The sequence below is a fragment of the Rhizobium sp. SVR5-2C genome, from assembly GCF_056755115.1.
On record NZ_JBNDHT010000020.1, the window covers coordinates 48,056 to 63,717 of the forward strand.

General features: G+C 58.5%; 19 protein-coding genes and 5 pseudogenes. 12 read left to right on the forward strand and 12 right to left on the reverse strand.

Going from position 1 to position 15,662, the window contains the following annotated elements; translation table 11 throughout:
* The first annotated feature begins 146 nt into the window (after positions 1-146).
* The 3 genes and pseudogenes from ACPYOI_RS08340 (at position 147) to ACPYOI_RS08350 (ending at position 873) form a co-directional block, all read left to right on the forward strand.
* On the forward strand, positions 147-293 hold the full coding sequence (locus ACPYOI_RS08340) for a hypothetical protein (RefSeq protein WP_481422773.1): 147 nt from the start codon (positions 147-149) through the stop codon (positions 291-293).
* A gap of 97 nt (positions 294-390) precedes the next feature.
* Positions 391-638 (forward strand): annotated as a pseudogene (locus ACPYOI_RS08345) (hypothetical protein).
* Between the two features lie 70 nt (positions 639-708).
* Positions 709-873, forward strand: a complete 165-nt coding sequence (locus ACPYOI_RS08350) for a DUF1488 family protein (protein WP_481422774.1) — start codon at positions 709-711, stop codon at positions 871-873.
* Here the strand turns inward: ACPYOI_RS08350 and ACPYOI_RS08355 are convergent.
* The 4 genes and pseudogenes from ACPYOI_RS08355 to ACPYOI_RS08370 form a co-directional block, all read right to left on the reverse strand.
* A pseudogene (locus ACPYOI_RS08355) lies at positions 816-1,148 on the reverse strand (transposase family protein); the annotation flags it as partial. The gene ACPYOI_RS08350 and the pseudogene ACPYOI_RS08355 overlap by 58 nt on opposite strands.
* On the reverse strand, positions 1,148-1,519 hold the full coding sequence (locus ACPYOI_RS08360) for a sunset domain-containing protein (RefSeq protein ID WP_168833254.1): 372 nt from the start codon (positions 1,517-1,519) through the stop codon (positions 1,148-1,150). The pseudogene ACPYOI_RS08355 and the gene ACPYOI_RS08360, both read right to left, overlap by 1 nt.
* A 660-nt stretch (positions 1,520-2,179) precedes the next feature.
* Positions 2,180-2,410: a hypothetical protein gene (locus tag ACPYOI_RS08365; protein WP_481422775.1), complete on the reverse strand. Its 231-nt coding sequence runs from the start codon at positions 2,408-2,410 to the stop codon at positions 2,180-2,182.
* A gap of 205 nt (positions 2,411-2,615) precedes the next feature.
* Positions 2,616-2,843 (reverse strand): DUF3606 domain-containing protein, encoded by a 228-nt coding sequence (locus ACPYOI_RS08370; RefSeq protein ID WP_481422776.1) that lies wholly within the window; start codon positions 2,841-2,843, stop codon positions 2,616-2,618.
* 101 nt (positions 2,844-2,944) lie between these two features.
* Between ACPYOI_RS08370 and ACPYOI_RS08375 the strand changes: the two genes are divergently transcribed.
* A complete protein-coding gene (locus ACPYOI_RS08375; protein ID WP_481422777.1) occupies positions 2,945-3,331 on the forward strand; it encodes a hypothetical protein in 387 nt (128 codons plus the stop codon).
* A gap of 198 nt (positions 3,332-3,529) precedes the next feature.
* On the opposite strand, the gene ACPYOI_RS08380 is transcribed toward ACPYOI_RS08375, so the two are convergent.
* Positions 3,530-3,673: a hypothetical protein gene (locus ACPYOI_RS08380; protein ID WP_481422778.1), complete on the reverse strand. Its 144-nt coding sequence runs from the start codon at positions 3,671-3,673 to the stop codon at positions 3,530-3,532.
* A 116-nt stretch (positions 3,674-3,789) separates the two neighbouring features.
* Between ACPYOI_RS08380 and gp10 the strand changes: the two genes are divergently transcribed.
* The 5 genes from gp10 (at position 3,790) to ACPYOI_RS08405 (ending at position 6,107) form a co-directional block, all read left to right on the forward strand.
* A complete protein-coding gene (gene gp10, locus ACPYOI_RS08385) occupies positions 3,790-4,131 on the forward strand; it encodes a capsid staple protein (RefSeq protein ID WP_481422779.1) in 342 nt (113 codons plus the stop codon).
* A gap of 14 nt (positions 4,132-4,145) precedes the next feature.
* On the forward strand, positions 4,146-4,319 hold the full coding sequence (locus tag ACPYOI_RS08390) for a terminase small subunit (protein ID WP_481422780.1): 174 nt from the start codon (positions 4,146-4,148) through the stop codon (positions 4,317-4,319).
* The gene (locus tag ACPYOI_RS08395; RefSeq protein WP_481422781.1) at positions 4,282-5,076 is read left to right on the forward strand and encodes a glycoside hydrolase family 108 protein; all 795 of its coding nucleotides are present in this window, start codon (positions 4,282-4,284) and stop codon (positions 5,074-5,076) included. The genes ACPYOI_RS08390 and ACPYOI_RS08395 overlap by 38 nt, the downstream gene beginning before the upstream one ends.
* Entirely contained in the window at positions 5,057-5,428 is a 372-nt protein-coding gene (locus ACPYOI_RS08400; protein ID WP_481422782.1) for a hypothetical protein, read from the forward strand. The genes ACPYOI_RS08395 and ACPYOI_RS08400 overlap by 20 nt, the downstream gene beginning before the upstream one ends.
* A gap of 142 nt (positions 5,429-5,570) precedes the next feature.
* Positions 5,571-6,107 carry a hypothetical protein gene (locus tag ACPYOI_RS08405; RefSeq protein WP_481422783.1) on the forward strand — a complete coding sequence of 179 codons (537 nt, stop codon included), beginning with the start codon at positions 5,571-5,573 and terminating at the stop codon, positions 6,105-6,107.
* Between the two features lie 867 nt (positions 6,108-6,974).
* Here ACPYOI_RS08405 and ACPYOI_RS08410 read toward each other — a convergent pair.
* Positions 6,975-7,163 (reverse strand): hypothetical protein, encoded by a 189-nt coding sequence (locus ACPYOI_RS08410; protein ID WP_481422784.1) that lies wholly within the window; start codon positions 7,161-7,163, stop codon positions 6,975-6,977.
* 148 nt (positions 7,164-7,311) lie between these two features.
* On the reverse strand, positions 7,312-7,539 hold the full coding sequence (locus tag ACPYOI_RS08415) for a hypothetical protein (protein ID WP_481422785.1): 228 nt from the start codon (positions 7,537-7,539) through the stop codon (positions 7,312-7,314).
* Between the two features lie 623 nt (positions 7,540-8,162).
* Here ACPYOI_RS08415 and ACPYOI_RS08420 point away from each other — a divergent pair.
* Positions 8,163-8,795, forward strand: a pseudogene (locus ACPYOI_RS08420) (arsenate reductase (azurin) large subunit); the annotation flags it as partial.
* A gap of 290 nt (positions 8,796-9,085) precedes the next feature.
* Here the strand turns inward: ACPYOI_RS08420 and ACPYOI_RS08425 are convergent.
* The 3 genes from ACPYOI_RS08425 to ACPYOI_RS08435 form a co-directional block, all read right to left on the reverse strand.
* A complete protein-coding gene (locus ACPYOI_RS08425) occupies positions 9,086-9,571 on the reverse strand; it encodes a cupin domain-containing protein (protein WP_481422786.1) in 486 nt (161 codons plus the stop codon).
* Positions 9,572-9,841: 270 nt separating this feature from the next.
* Positions 9,842-10,234 carry a hypothetical protein gene (locus ACPYOI_RS08430; RefSeq protein WP_481422787.1) on the reverse strand — a complete coding sequence of 131 codons (393 nt, stop codon included), beginning with the start codon at positions 10,232-10,234 and terminating at the stop codon, positions 9,842-9,844.
* Between the two features lie 21 nt (positions 10,235-10,255).
* Positions 10,256-10,420 carry a hypothetical protein gene (locus tag ACPYOI_RS08435; protein ID WP_168833745.1) on the reverse strand — a complete coding sequence of 55 codons (165 nt, stop codon included), beginning with the start codon at positions 10,418-10,420 and terminating at the stop codon, positions 10,256-10,258.
* Positions 10,421-12,210: 1,790 nt separating this feature from the next.
* On the opposite strand from ACPYOI_RS08435, the pseudogene ACPYOI_RS08440 reads away from it, so the two are divergent.
* A pseudogene (locus ACPYOI_RS08440) lies at positions 12,211-12,470 on the forward strand (hypothetical protein); the annotation flags it as partial.
* An 82-nt stretch (positions 12,471-12,552) separates the two neighbouring features.
* Here ACPYOI_RS08440 and ACPYOI_RS08445 read toward each other — a convergent pair.
* Positions 12,553-13,044 (reverse strand): YciE/YciF ferroxidase family protein, encoded by a 492-nt coding sequence (locus ACPYOI_RS08445; RefSeq protein WP_168833744.1) that lies wholly within the window; start codon positions 13,042-13,044, stop codon positions 12,553-12,555.
* Positions 13,045-13,065: 21 nt separating this feature from the next.
* Positions 13,066-13,980 carry a PhnA-like protein gene (locus tag ACPYOI_RS08450; protein WP_481422788.1) on the reverse strand — a complete coding sequence of 305 codons (915 nt, stop codon included), beginning with the start codon at positions 13,978-13,980 and terminating at the stop codon, positions 13,066-13,068.
* A gap of 248 nt (positions 13,981-14,228) precedes the next feature.
* On the opposite strand from ACPYOI_RS08450, the pseudogene ACPYOI_RS08455 reads away from it, so the two are divergent.
* A pseudogene (locus ACPYOI_RS08455) lies at positions 14,229-15,237 on the forward strand (helix-hairpin-helix domain-containing protein); the annotation flags it as partial.
* Positions 15,238-15,662: the final 425 nt, after the last annotated feature.

Consider the following 15,662-nt stretch of genomic DNA (forward strand, 5'->3'; position numbering starts at 1 on the left):
CCGCCTCTCCGACAGATGGGGAAACGCAGGGGGCACATTGCAATTGTTCTGTTGGTACACCAGTTGTAAGCTATCGGCAGCTTCTGAAACGGGCGCTGCCGGGTGCGGACGCCGATAGCGTTCCAGCCCCAACAAAGGAGGACGACATGTCTTCCGCCTCCATTATCTACTCCAAGGACAATCTGATGCGAGCCGCTCTTCGGTTTCGCTACATGGACTTTCTCGTCAAATCAACACCAGCACTGAGTCTGGCGTTCATTCTCTATGTCACGCTCAAGGGTGTCTTCTGGTAGCGCAGCCATTTTGGATCTGCCCACGGCAACAGCCTCGGCTGGTGCCGTGGCTGTCGATAGACCCGCAAAATCACCTCACGCTGGAATCACATTCAAGATGGAACGGACCACAGAAACTGAAATAACATTCGCCCGTCCCTTCGCTCTCAGTTCGTTGATGGTTCCCCTTGAAGCGGGGACGTACCGCCTGATTGTTGAGGAGGAAGAGATCGAGGGCCTGTCGTTTTCCGCCTTCCGGAGAACCTTGAGATACCGGCCATTACGACAGGCGTGGGCACCAGGCAGCGCCTGCGAGTTTCTATGCAGGAAATCGAAGCGGCTCTGGCGAAGGATGCCGAGCTCTAATGACCGATCGCTGACCGCTGCGATCTCGTCGGCATCGCGTGTTTACGACAAGAAGATTGAGAGTTCTCTCATGGCAATTGAATTTCACAACGGAGCCAGAAGCTATGACGAGATCTCCAGACGAGTTCGCTTCCTCGGCCATGACGGCATGTTCGAAATTCGCTTCTTCGTGGATATCGAAGTATTGGCTAAAGGACCGGGCGAGACGGCGACCCTCCTTGTCCTGCGGGCGTAGGGCGAGGCTATCGCCGGGACCGGGTCGGTGAATGTTTGCCGTTTGCACTGCCGATACGTGCAACGCCAGCGGCTTAACTGAAGCTTTACCGTCACTTCATTGCCGTGGATCGGCAGGTCCTGGAGACTGCGGTACGACCAGCCGTGCCGACTTCTGCTCTGATGTCGGCAATCTGGGCATATGCCCGAGGATGGTCCGCAAGCAGACACAACACAATCACCATCGTCGGATCGATACGGCGCATTGGCCCGGTCCCGGAGTGGATCGGGCACCATCACAGCCAGCCGCGAGAGATCGGAGGCGGGTTTTCTATCGCGAGGCTTTTTCGCCAACCAGCAGCGCGAGCTTCTGCCTCGGAGCAGAACCAACGCTCGCCGTATTGGGGTGAGATCTTGGTCTCAGCGTAAAACTTCTGGCCGGGAACGTGGTAGATGCGCTCGCCACTGTTGATGCTAACATTGCCCTTGATGTCGCAGGCGCCGCCCAGGTTCATCGTTGGGGCGAGGGAGTTGATCACGTCGACACCGACGTATCCAAGCAAGCCGGCGCCGATGATCGCCAGATAGAACGACTGCATCGTGAAGAGCGGCAATGCCTGCTTCTTCGTCTGGTATCGATGCGGCGGAAATGAACGGTGTGTCGGCATGGGGTGACGATGCTCTTTCGCCTTAAAGATGCAAGGTGAAGTTGAGCTACAGGTAAAGTGCCGGTTGGCGAAATCGCTAAAAGGCAATCAGTTCACGCCGCATAGCAATACGAGGGGAAGCCGACGCGCCCCGCCCATAGAGAACGCTGATGCATGCACCAGCGCCGTCGGCCAGGCCGGGAGGGTAGCCCGGCACCAATTCGAGGCCAACTTTATAGCAAACCGGCCTTTCGCTATAGGGTGGCGCATCAGATTATAGTTTGCAGCCCGTCACCACCCGGTGGCGGGCTTTTCATTTGGAGAGCGACCCGCTTCAGTTTGGAGCTGGTGTAGTTGGTGCGGGGTTAGCCGGCGGTGTGGTCTCAGTAGAAGCGGGGGGCGAGCCCGGAGCTGTTGCGGTCCCACCTGGTCGCTCGCGTCCGAAAAGCACCGCCAAAGCTACTATGATGATGATAACAACGACGATTCCAATGATCATGTTTCGATTCATGACTTGGTCCTCCAAAAGTTACGCGTCCGAGGCCTATTGGACAGGTAGTTGTTAGCATCTGATTGTCCATAGGCGTTCTCGATCCCGTATCTGGGTGAACCAGCCATTTCTGAATGGAGCGGAGACTCCGATTTGTCCGAGGTCAGCTCGGAAGCTGCGAGCTTAATCGCTCAGGTGTGGCGCTTAGGTCTGATCAGCGCCTCCAGATCGCCGCCGCTGACGATAGGTTCCGGCATTTGCCCGGAGTGCACGAAGACCTCGATGGCTTGGAGGTCAGCAATGTTCATCCGGCAATATTCTAAGGCTTTTTCGAAGCAGCCGAATGTCTTGTTCCGTGTCCCTGATGACCAGGAATGCACGGTTGTCGGAATGCCGACATAGTCGGAAGCGCGGTGGGGCATGGTACTTTCCGTATCGTTCTGGTGCGAACGTTACCACATGACAGAAAAATGACGGTGGCTTTGCTCTCATGATGGTTACCGATTCACTGCTGGAATACAGCCAAATAGGGCTGATCACGCGAGGTTTGTCTTCGCGGTATGAACGCAAAAGACTTGCGAAAGTTTAAGTGGGGATGGGTTCGAGGTTCGCTCCCTCTCGTCTCAGCTATGCTTCCGGCCTGGGGGTTGGGGTGACGCCTTCGCGAAGAAGCTGCTTGTATAGTGCTTCAGCCAACTGGTTGGCCTTGGTTCGACTGTTGCCGGCCTTCTTGATGATCTCTTTCGCCTGCTCGGTAGTGAGACGGTGCTTTCGTCTGAAGTATTTGAGCTCGTAAGCTTGCCCGGCGGCTACGCGTTCTCGGTCGCGACCAACGTCCTTCTTATCGTCTGCCATTGCGTCCCCTCCATTGGAGCGGAGGAACGCACGACACGTGGAATTAGTTCAGGCAGGCAAGCCCGCGCCGCCGCTCCGGGGTTAGCCATTCAGGAGAGATCATGGAAAGCATTCTGACGCTGGCGCTGATGCTCCTCGCAGTGCATTGGCTGCTCGACTACCCGCTGCAGGGTGACTTCCTCTCCAAGGCCAAACAATCAGGCCCGCTGCGCGTTTATCACCTGATCGCACATTCCGGTAGGCGCCGGCGTAGGGCTGGTCACCGGCAATGTGTGGATCGGGTTAGCGGAATGGCTGGCTCACACGATCATCGGCGAGGCAAAGGTGCAGGGCAGGACGACGTTCGCCCAGGATCAAGCCTTACACATCGCCAGGAAGGCCGTCTGGCTCGCCTACCTCCTCCTGTCCGCAACGCATGGATCGTCTATCTCGCCTTGGTGGCGTTGATGTTCTTCATGAGCTCGCTGCCTATGTGGTGGCAGCTATGACTCCCCGTGCAGAACGCGCGATCCTCGCGCTTCTCTGTGCTGTTGCTGGCGCCTGTCTCGTCTATGCCGTGTGGTCCATTTGGTAGAAAATTCATATCGCGAAATGCGACGGCCTCACCGGCCAGTAGAAATGATTTTGCTCAGGAGGCCCAGTAGAGTTTGCGTGCTCGCCAAGCGTCTTTCATCTTCTCTAGGATTTCAGCTTCGGTTCGATGCGGAAACTGAGTGTGCAGGGCTGCAGCCATGGCTAAGATAATCGACGTTATTGTTTTTTTCGGCCTTCGCCTTATCGGCAGCGCCATTGATTTGATCCGCCAACAGCGCGTCTTCGTCTTTGCTCATTCCTAAGATCCCCCATGCCAGTCCTGACAAACGCAGGCATGAGGGTTTCGCCCAAACGGTTGCGAAAGGCAAGACGGCAACAAGCAGGCTGGATAACTCCAACAAGGGATAACACCATGGCAACGATGGTCGACCTCGCGCGCACTGCGGCAGAGAAGAAGGAAGAACTCGACCGCTGGGAGAAGGGGCCGACCGAATCCGATCGTCCGGACTATGCCTACGGCCTCACGCTGTTCCTCGATTACACGACCCTCAAGAAGATGAGTCTCACCGATCGCGACTTCGACAGCGGACAGCCGGTCACCATCATGGCCCACGCGATGATCACCGAGGACCGGATCGAAATCGTCAACGGCGAAAAGAGACACTCGATCTCGCTGCAGGTCCAGAAGAGGGCCCTTGAGCAGGAGACGAAGGACGTGACCGATAAGTTCTACGCCGAAAAGGCATCGGCCTGATATCGAGGTCTGGCATGCTCGGTGTAAAGCAGCTTCGTTTTGTCGAAGAGTATCTGATTGATCTCAATGCCACCCAGGCTGCGATCCGCGCCGGGTATAGCCCAAAGACCGCATCCGAACAGGCATCGCGCCTGTTAGCGAATGTCAAGGTTGCAGAGGCCAACTGGCGCATGGACTTCGTCGCGTGACCCCGCAAACGAATTCGCACGCTCTCTCGCCAAGGTGTTTATCATCGAAGGCGGCTATTCCAACAATCCGAAGGATCCAGGCGGCGCAACGATGAAGGGTGTGACGCAGCGTGTCTATGACCAGTATCGCCGCTCGCATGGCCTGCCCCTCATGCCGGTAAGAAATATTAGCACCTCCGAGCTGGAGGCCATCTACCGCAAGAAGTACTGGGACGAGATCAAGGGCGACAAGCTGGCGCCTGGTGTCTCCTATGTCGCCTTCGACGGGTCGGTGCATTCCGGCGTCGCGCAGTCCGTCAAATGGCTGCAGCGCGCGCTTCAGGCGATGGGCCTCTATCAGGGGCTCATCGACGGTATTCTAGGGCAGGGGACGCTCTTGGCGCTCGGCGGCGTCAATGACAAGGACAGCCTGATTGCGCGCATCCTCGACCGCCGTCTGGCCTTCCTCAAGGCGCTGAAGACATGGAAGACGTTCGGCAGGGGCTGGACGGCCCGCGTCAACGGCGTGCGCGCTGTCGGGCAGGCCTGGGCAACCGGCTCCGTTGGCCTTGAGATCGAGCTGCAGCAGGCCCAGGATCAATTGACGCTCAGCACCAGCAGCGAGTTCATCGGCAAGCTTGTCGCGGGGCTCATCATCGCCAGCGCCGTGTTGACGATCGGCGGCCTTGCCTATCGCTGGTATGCGAAGCGCAAGAGGGATGAGCTGCAGGATGCTCTCGATCTGAAGGTGGCGGTCAATGCTCAAGCTGCTGCCTGAATGGCTCAAGATCGGCGCGGGAGCGGCCTTGGGCGCCGCGCTGGTCGTCTATCCCGCAATCCTCATTGGGCGCTCTGAGGGACGCCAGCAAGCCGCAACCGTCGCACTGGAAGCCGCGGTCAAACGCTTTGCCGAAAAAGGAAGATCAATGGTCAAGTCTCTTCTCTTGATGCTGCCGCTCTGTGCAATGATTTCGGGCTGCCAGACAGCGACAAAGCCGACTGCATGCGCCGGGTTCGAGAAGCTTCAGCCAAGCCTTGAGACGTCGGTCCTCATCCTCAAGACGGATCGGCGGTTTGCCAACCAGGTGGCGTCACACAATCGCTTCGGCGCCTCTCACGGCTGCTGGTAGCAAGGGCCCGGCCTCCTCGTCAGGCCGAGCCCTCCTGGTGCCGCCTCAAAGCTTGCTGAGCACGGCGGCGGCGAAATAGTCGATCGGCTTTCGCCGGTCAAGCAGGCATAGAGCATTTTGAAGGGCAGGGGCGGCGGATGACATGAACAACAATGATGCACACCGAGTTTATACGGATGCAGTGACAGCCCAGCTCGACGAGCGGGTGACCGATCTCGGGCGCCGGCAGACCGATCTTGAAGCGGAGATGCGGGCTGGGTTCAAGGGGATCGATGCCGCCGTAACGGCGCTGGCGAACGAGACGAGAGCATCGATCGCAGCTCTGTCGACGAACCTGGCAGAGCGGAACAAGCCGCAATGGCAGGCCCTCGGCGTGGCGCTGACGTTCGCGGCGATGCTCGGCGGCCTTGCTTATCTCCCAATCCGGGAGGCAACCAGCGACCTGAAGCAATCCGTCGGGATCCTCGCAGAGAAGATGGTGACGCAGAGCGAGCTTGAATGGCGCACACAGCGAAGCGCCGAGGATCGCGCCAGGGTGATGCCCAGGTACCGAGGGAAGAGCTCGATCGTGTCTTTGCCAGCTATGACCAGCGGTTCACCGATCAGCAGCGCCAAATCGACGACGTCAAGCAGGCGCAGGGCAATGTCTACGGCGCGAGGGATATCCTGCTCGACCTGAGAGAGCGGATCGACCGTATTGAACGACAGAGGCTCTCTGCGGGGCAGACAGGGCCATCGCAATAATGCGGAGATACGACCAGGGCTCGTCCAAACGTGTCAGAAATGGCGAGCCCTGTCGCAGACCACGGCGCGGACTGGTTGGACCTTATCGCTTTGCCGTGGCAGGGCGCTACGCATCAGCGTCGAGAGTCAGGTAGGCGGAAAAGGCTGCTCGTCAATGATCAACTGGCATTACGCTAACAGCTGTCGGGTGCCGGCGGGTCTGTGGGGCCCAACCATCCGAAGAGCCAAGAAAGCAGAAAAGCCAGGGCGACAGCGAGCGCTATCAAAATCCACACGCCCAAGGTACGCCGTAGAGGTCTGCCGGAATATCGATCAGGATCGCTCATTGATCACTCCCGAAGGTGTTCGGGAAACGGTGACCGCGCGGGCGCCACGACGAAGGGTCATTCATCGCTGGCGGTTAACAGGAAGACGCCGCGCGGCCATGCTGATAACCAGTCAACACCCGCAAACGTTCCAGTCAGCTAGCGTACCGACAAAAAGAGACCCCGCGTGCTTTGAGGGAGTTGCGGGGTCAGGTCGCCAGTGTGGCTGGCCGGATGCGCTTGCAGGGCGGTGCACGTGCGCAATCCACCTAAGTAACGGGCGAACGGATGCTACGTTCCCAGTCTGATAGACTTTTCGGCCAAAGAGAAGCCCCGCCGAAGCGGGGCGAGTTTGGTGTTTGCAATGTGAAATCGCAAGGTCTTCCGTTTGAGAGTGATACGGAAGAAGTCCACGAAGAATTCCCGCGAACCCCACCTTTGTAAAAAGCGAAGCTCCAAAATGTCCGGTGCGGGATCAAGGGTGGCCCGCTGTACATTTATTTGGGCTTTACGGCTTCCTTGAGCTCCTTATGGCTCAAAAGCTTGTCTCCAGGCTTGCCGTTGGGGTGACTGAACTTCATGCCCTCCTCCCTCGGCATTTCCAGCGCCTGCTTCGTATTCATGATGCCCACAGGCACCCGCTTGCCATCAACCGTGACCGTCGCCTCGACTATTTTTCGCTTCATCAGCTGTCCTCCTTAAAACAGGAAACGCCATTTGTCGGGCGCCTGTTCCGCATGGCGAAGACCGCGCGCAATTTTAAAGGAAATTCTATCGCGCAATTTGACCAGCATGCGCCGGCCGGGCGAGCGATCGCCATAGCGGATCCAGTAATCATGTTTCGCGCGGCACGTTACCATTCGCAGCATGACGGACGCGCGGGGCGGCGGCGACATGCATCACATATCGCTCTGCAGCGTCTGCGAGCGCTATCGAGGCCTCGGTTTCGCGCCAGCCTGCTTCCACCGCGCGCAAAAGGATTTCTTTTGTCACTTGATCGAAGATGCGATGGCAGTCTTCGATGCGCTGAACATCGTCCACATCATAGCTTGGCACCTTCATTCTGTTTAGGCCCTTCGGATCTGGAGTCAGTGACCATTACGGAGAGGCTTACTCAGAGGGCGAGGGCCCGCCCTACGGAAAGCGAGCCTGTCGCCCCCTGATGCGCAGGAACAACCCCAAATCCCGCAAACATGATTGGAACAAACGCAGCGCGCCCAACGGGCTGCGCCACTTCGTCCATGGTGCAAAACTATTAGATTCGTTGATGTTCCCGGTCCGGTAGCGTACCGGCTGAGCCTCAGCCGAGAAATCCGAACAGCCTCGCCAAACTGCCGAGGACGCCGGCCAGCGCAAAGAGCGTCGCCAGACCCATCAGCAGCCACATACCCAACCACGGCTCGAGCGCTGGTGTCTCTCCCCGGTTTTCAAGCCCGCCCTACCGGTAGCAAACGCAGGTTGATTTGGTTACCCATCTATCCGCGTTGTAGCTGTAGTACCGCTGCTTCTTTGTGCGGCAGGATGCCTTCCGGGGCCGGTAAAGGCTGCAGAAGGATTTCATCGACAAGAGCACGTCGCACGACGCGCCGCCACGCCCGCCCCTTTATCCGGCGGAGGGCGTGTCTCCCGCCAAACCCGGTCACCTCACGAGTTTCGAAGCGGCCGTGCAAGGCTGCCGGATATCGGTCGACGACGCGGCGAAGATCACGGGCCTAAAGCCCGAGGACATCGTGAAGGCGGCCGAATGGATCGGAATGCCGAAGGAAGGCGGGAAACGTCGGCGTGCGATGTTCTGCTACGAGAAGGGATTGATCTGGGGCAACGACAACTACCGGACCAACGGCGCGCTTGTGAACATTGCGCCGGCGACTGGCAACATTGGCCAGATGGGCGGCGGCGTCGTCCGGCTCGGCGGCCACCAGGAAGGTTATGTCCGGCCAAGTGATGTGCATGTTGGGCGGCCCGCGACCTACGTCGACCAACTTCTGATCAGCGGCAAGGGCGGCGTTCACCACATATGGGCCTGCGACCACTACAAGGCGACCTTTAACGCAATGGAGTTCAAGCGCGTCTACAAGGAGCGGACCGACAAGGTGAAGAACGCGATGTCGAGCGTCGCATACGGCGACCGCGAGGCGATGGTCGACGCCATCGTTGCGGCGATCCGCGACCGCGGCCTCTCCGCCGTCGACGTCGATATCGTCCCGGCGAAGATCGGCCAGGCCGCTCATGTCTGGCTTCCCGCGGTAACGTCCGGCGAGATGAACCTTACCTCGATGAACGGCGAACGGCGGATGCGGCTGACCGAACGCTATATGTGCGTGGGCTCTTCCTCCCCCTCCCGAGCCCGATAACTGGCCCGCCTCTCCCCAGGCGGGCCTCTCCCATCTCAGTGCTTGCCACCGCATTATGACGGGGAAGAGCGCGCATCCAGCGCTTTCAGGTCTCGCCCGCAGCGGCCCTTTCGCTTGGAACAAATCATCCAAGACTGCGATAACCCGATGAGCACCAACAGATACAACTGACGCGCGATTTGCTGCCCGGCTGGGACGTTATCGACACCTCCACCAGTCTGGTTGCCGAGATGCCACTGGGAACGCCACTCCCTCTAGTCGAGCTTGGCCGGCGACGAGAACGGCCGATTGGCGTCCACCACGAAGATGGCCAACTCATCGAGATCGGTTGTGCCGGCGTTGAACACCTCCATCGGCGTGTCGGGCCCGTGTCCGGTCCTAGTCATGCCGGCTTCAGTATAGGTCACGCCGTGGGGCGTTTTCTGACCGAGCTTGCCGGCCAGCACGTAGAATGCCTCTGATCCCGGATGCGTATGGATTGCTGTCTTGGTGCCGGGCGCTCCACCGGCGCGATTGACGCGCAGCAAATATTCATTCGCGCTGATCGGCGGAAGGGGGCCAATTTCGACGACCTTGGTTCCGCCTGCTGTGGACCCATCCTTGGGTCCGAGCGTGAACAGCCAGATCTTGTCCGCAACGTCCGCGGCAAGCGAGGTCGGGCCAGCGGCGGCCTGGGCTTGCTTCAGTGTCGGGAAATTCTCCAGCCGCCAGTACAACGGTCCGGAAGGCAGATCCTTCACCTTTTTTCAACCACCGGCTTGACGAAGAACTTGCTTTCTTCGGACGACGGGGCTGACGTCATCAGCCCAAAAGCACACAGTGAGAACATAAGTACGCTTATACGGCGCGCGCTGAGGAATCGCGGCTTCATGATTGATCCTCCCATCGATGCAACTTGTCCCGGATTGCGGTTGGGGGGCAGTCAGGATATCCGCGTGTGTCAGCCTTCAAACGATCGGGCGGTCGTGAACCGTAACCACCGCCTGCCTACCGCCAATCTCACGGTCAAATTATGATCCACTTGATAGATCGGCGCAAGTGAATGGCGGTTGGCTTATAAACCTACGCGCGCATCGCAACCTAGCCGTCGCAGCGAAGCGAGACCTCGCAGGAAGACCGGAGAGCGGATCGGTGATGATGATGCGGTCGGCCGCCATATTGCCTTGTGCCGGAAGAGCCGGAGCGCGGGTCCCAAGAGCAATAGCCGAGCGGGCGAAGAACATGCTGGCTTCCGCGCGATCGCGTGGAGGGCCGAACACGCCCTTGCCTGCAAGCTGCATCGCGCTCGGCGATTGCCTCGGCAAAAGCGCGGTAGGTATGGAGCGGGCGGCCAAGGATAGCGGTAGCCGCTCGGCATCGCTCCGTTCCGGAACCACGGCGTCGCTGACATAGCTGTCAGCCATCAGCCGCATCTCGTAAGCCATCTATTTCGGCATGATTGCCGCGAGGTTCTGCTCGAAGCCTGTGAGATCATCACCGCCATAGACGATCGGGCGGGTGAGCACATCCGACCAGATGTCAACGAGATCAGGGCCGGTCGGTGTTTCCGGCCAAGCATATTGATGGTCTCGCGAGCCCTTGTTGCCCATGCTATAGGTGTTCCTCAGAGCCTACAGCATGGAACTGGCGGCAAACAGACGGGGACCGCGCGGCACCAGCACGAGGCAAAGCCAAAAAAGCGCCCCAGCGCGCGGCCGGGGCGAGTGGAGAGTGCGAGTATGCCGCTGTAATGCGGACAGAGCCGCCGCGGTTCCGTCAACAGCCCGCCTCAAGTTCAGTCGAATAGCCCGCCTCAAGTTCAGTCGAATAGCCCCAAAAGGATTGGAAATCGATGACGATACTCAAAGCCATTCCGATCGCGCCGGCCGTCAGTAGTAGCCATACGGGCCAAATTGGCTCCCTCGGCTCCCTGAAGGATCTCCTCGGTCTCTCATTGTCCGCTCCACACGTGCGTGGTGAGAAGACTGGCACGACCAGGGCTCGTCCAAAAGGTTCAAAAATGGCGAGCCCTGTCGCATACCACGGCGTAGGCAGTTTGAACCTGAAGGGTTGCCGTGGGGTTGAATGCTGTGCTTGGGGGCTACAGCGGCTAAAACTAAAACGCAGGCAACGCCTGCTCGTCAATAATCAATTGGGATTACGCTGAGAGCTCGTTAGAGCAAGAAAGGCTCGAACTGCGGGCCGATCACACGTCGGCAAACTTCGCTGGCATATTGCCACGTCGCCATTCTCCATCGGTATTGAAAATACCCGTTCTTGGATCATCGAAGGCCTGCCCAACCTTGGGCAACTCTACGACGCGGGAGACAAGATCGAAAGTGGTACGACTAGGGCTCGTCAAAGAGTTCACAAAGCGAGCCCTGTCGCACCTAATACCGCAGGGCAGCCCCTGCAGCACTTGGAACCAGGCGGCATCACGATGAGAAAGATGGCCGCGTGGCCTACGTCTATAACAAGCTGAGTTCCGCAATGTTCCGGTGCTCGGCAAGGGTAGGCCGAAAAAAACCCGCCGAAACGGGGCACTCTGATCCAGAGGATCGCGCGGCCTTCCAAGGGCAAGGAAGGGGCGAAACAATCAGCCTCCCACACGATCCCAAATAATAAACCGCCTAGTCTATCGAATGTTCCGGCGTCTAGCGAAACTCATCAGCTCTCCTCGAACCGCCGACCGGTCGCCAAAACGGTCGATCGAGCGAACCATATGGGATGTGGCCCTCGATGGAGATACTCGTAAAACAATGCGGCCTGATCGACTTGCCTCGGTCCCAGCATCTGCTTCGCTCCACTTCAGATATTAGAGGTGAATCAGTGATTTGCGGTGCAGGCAACCCCGGAGTTTTTCAACACAATCGGCCCCAAGCGGACCTCGCACAGAAGCGGGCGTCAGGCATACGCCTCGAAAAGGAGTTCAATCATCTAGGACTTCTGGCTGGATCAATGCTGAGCCTTTCGGCGCTGCCCTTGTCCCAGTGCGCTTTGAAATTCTTGTGTACTTCGTCTACCGATAGTTCTGACTTGGCTGCCACTGCTTGTGAGGTGGGGTGATCGTCAACGTCCATAACCCCCACGATGAACAGCGAACAATCCCTGCCGATAAACCACATTTCATGCCTCAGTTCTCATTCCGCAGAGCTACGGAGACCTCTTCGAGATGCTCGATCCTGTAGGCGGCCCACGCTCGGACTGTCGTTTCATCACAGGTCATGCGGATTTTCGTAGCTAGATAATTCATCGGTTAGAGAATCCTTCTGGCAGGCCATTATTGTTGGTAACTGAGCCAAGGTCCGCAACGGGTCGAAACGAGTCATGCGCCCCGATCGGCCTGCTGATGACCAACTCTTGGCGCAAACCCGCCGAGGACATCCCCGCCAAGCTAGCTCGCCACATCGTCACCTGCGCAGAGGCCATGAATGCTCGGGACGGCCGCTGGATGATGGCAGCGGGCCTTGTGCTTGTCAGGCAGAAGCCTAGCGAAGGGTGTCATGTTCATCACGATCGAGGACGAGACCGGGCCAGCGAATGTTGTCGTTTAGCCATCGTTGTTCGAACGCCGCCGCTAAGTCGTCCTTGGCTCGTCGATGATGGCGATCAACGGTTCAGCGAGAAGGGGACGTCGTTCATCTCGTTGCTCAGCAACTCGATTGGCTGGTGGACTTCTGCCTTACCTCCATTTCGATGTCTGGTGGTGCGAGGCCGCCCCTTTCGACGCGGCCCGCGCTGATTATGCCGCAGCAGCATTCACTGTCGTTTCGGCAATTTGAGAAAGCAATTGGTCTGTTTCCTCCTCCTCGTCGAGGGTCTGAGCAAGCAGCTCCGCCACTTCATCGAGGCCAAGTGTCTTCGCCCAGGTTACCATCGTGCCATATCGACTGATCTCGTAATGCTCGACGGCTTGTGCGCCAGCCAGGAGGCCAGGGTCCAGTGCGTCGGTTCCATCCAACTCCTCCATCACTTCCTTGCCTTCAGCAATGATGCCAAGGATGGCGTTGCAGGTCTTTTGCTCGGCAGGCTTTCCGATCAATTCAAAGGCTTGCTCCAGCCGTTGAACATGATCCTCGGTTTGGTCGCGATGTGTCTCGAAGGCCACCTTGAGGTCCGGGGACTGCGCCGCATCAGCCATCTTAGGGAGAGCGTTGAGGATTTGCTTCTCGGCGAAGTAAATGTCCTTCATGGTTTCATAGAGGAGGTCGTTCAGGTGTTTTGAGGGTGCCATATTCGTGTTCCTTTATTAGAATTAGGGATTTCTTGCTACGGGATGCTGCTGGACCGCCGTCGAGCGTACGATACCTGCGACGCCTCCGAACCAACCGGCGAGTGCTCCTAGAACTAGCGCCACGAAGCCAAGTAGTGCGCCTCGTGAAACGACGGTTGCCGTTGTCTGAGCAGCGTCCAATGCCTGCCGCTTTGCTTCGTCCACGGAGTCCGAATAGCTTTTCTGGTATTCGTCGACCTTAGCTCTGGCGTGGTCGACAGGGATGTTTTGTGCCTTGGCGAGGGCGTCTGCGGCCCTGGTTTTAGCTTCGTCGACCTTGGACTGATCGCCAGTCACGACAGCCCGCATTGCCGCCATGGCCGCATTCTGAAGTGCTTGTGGGTCGTTTCCACCGCTGGCATCACGAATTTGCCGCTCGATGTTGCCCATTGGGTCGGTGGAGGCGGCAATTGACGGGGCAGCCGTCGATGCCACCGATGCGGCCGTCTGGCCGACACCGCCGACGATACTCGACAGACCGCTGAAGGCACCCCCGACAAGAGCGCCAACCGAGGTAGTCAGCAGATAAAGCACGACGAGCGTCGTTAGGCCCCAGGCAGCCACGCCATGGAACCCGCCCGTAGATTTGTCCGGCCGCCCGGACACTTGGCTCGACACGTATCCGCCGATATAGGCAGCGACTATCCCAGCGGCGACAAACCAGAGCCCGCCGATGATGGAAAAAGTTGACGCTGCGGGATTGTCCGAAGTTGCAGGATCAAGAACTGCGGCCCCAATTCCGACGCCTAGCAGATTGAGCAGGAACTGGGTGGAAAGTGCCAGGATTACGCCCGCAAAGATCGCACCCCACGATATCTTATGGTGGGAGGCGGTAACGCGAGGGTCTGCTACATAGTCGGCATCTCGTGGCAATCGCGAGGTGGCGGGCTGGGACATCGTCCATTTCCTTTGTAAGGGCGCAGAGTTACCGCGCGGTTTGTTGTCGGACTCAAAGTCCGAAAAGTTCGCCGTAGGGCCTCGGTCGCCTGTCAAGCTTGGGTGCGGCAACGACATGGAGCCGCAGCCGTGTGATCGCTAACAACCTCGACGACCAATAGTTCCGCCCGAGAGTGGACAATAATTCAGATAAAGCTAATCTTCTACCGCTGCTTCAATCGGTCGACAGAAGCGGAGAACGGTCAGACGGCATGAGCAGGTTCAAAGACAAGCTCGTTAGCGGGATGGTCAAAAACGGCTACACCCCGAAGTTTGCGGAAAAGACCTTCAGTCAATTGGAAGGTTTCGGCAGCTATGGTTTCCCCGAGAGCCACGCGCCTCCTTCGTGTTGATCGCCTATGCCTCGAACTACATCAAGTGCCACCACCCAGATGTGTTTTGTGCTGCGCTCCTGAATTCGCAGCCCATGGGCTTCTATGCGCCTGCGCAGATCGTCCGCGACGCCCGCGAGCATGGCGTCGAGGTCTGGCCGGTTTGCGTCAATCGGTCCCGGTGGGATTGCCGCTGGAGCCCATCGACGGCTCGGACAGGCACGCCGTCCGGCTTGGCATGCGAATGGTGAGCGGGCTTGCGACCGCCGATGCTGCCCGGATCGTGGCCGCTCGCGCGGATCGACACTTTGACAGCGTCGACGACATGTGGCGGCGTTCGAGTGTTCCTGCTGCCTCTTTGGTCGAGCTAGCCGAGGCGGACGCCTTCCTGCCGTCGCTCCGGCTTCAGCGGCGTGATGCACTTTGGGCGATCAAAGCGCTCCGTGACGAGCCACTGCCCTTGTTTGCGGCAGCAGCCGAACGGGAGGCAAGGATGATTGCCGAGCAACAGGAGCCTGAGGTTGAACTCCGGCAGATGACGGCCGGTCATAACGTCGTCGAGGACTATAGTCACACCGGGTTGACGCTACGCGAACATCCGATCAGCTTTCTACGGCGCGATCTCGCGGAGCGTCGGATCGTCACCTCCGCCGAAGCGATGTCAGCTCGCGATGGCTGTTGGTTGATGGCCGCCGGTTTGGTGCTTGTGCGGCAACGGCCAGGGTCCGCAAAGGGTGTGATATTCATCACACTCGAAGACGAGACGCTTGAGGCATCGATGATGGCAATCAATGGACGCATCCGGCGGGAAGGAGACGTTGTTCATCTCGTCGCACAGCAGCTGTTATGGCGGAGGCCATGTAGGAGGTCGAAGCTGCTCTACTAATTTTATCGATCACTCGCGAACTCCACCGATGATATTTCGACCGACCAGTCCAGTTCCTGCGGTGTCAATTTTTCCGGCAAAGTCTGCAGGCCTCTATATTGGTTCAGCGCCCAACAGTCGTCGTAGGTGCCGCCAGGCGCGATAATTTTATTGCTCGTGAGATAATCGGAATAAGACTCACACAAGTGGTTAGGCAGCGAGTCTGCGAGAAACGCCGACCGCCCTTCAAATGCTTGATCCAGGATACCGGATCAGTTGAGGTGAAATACTTCAGCTAAAAACCTCTTGACGGCTGCTTGTGCCGCCTCAGCCGCGACTTTGTCGTAACCCACGGTCGAACCGAGTGCGACACAAGCATCATCGTAGCTGAAGGGCTTGCCAGTCTCGACGTTCAGTATCTTGCCGTCTTCTTCGCGGCGCTGACA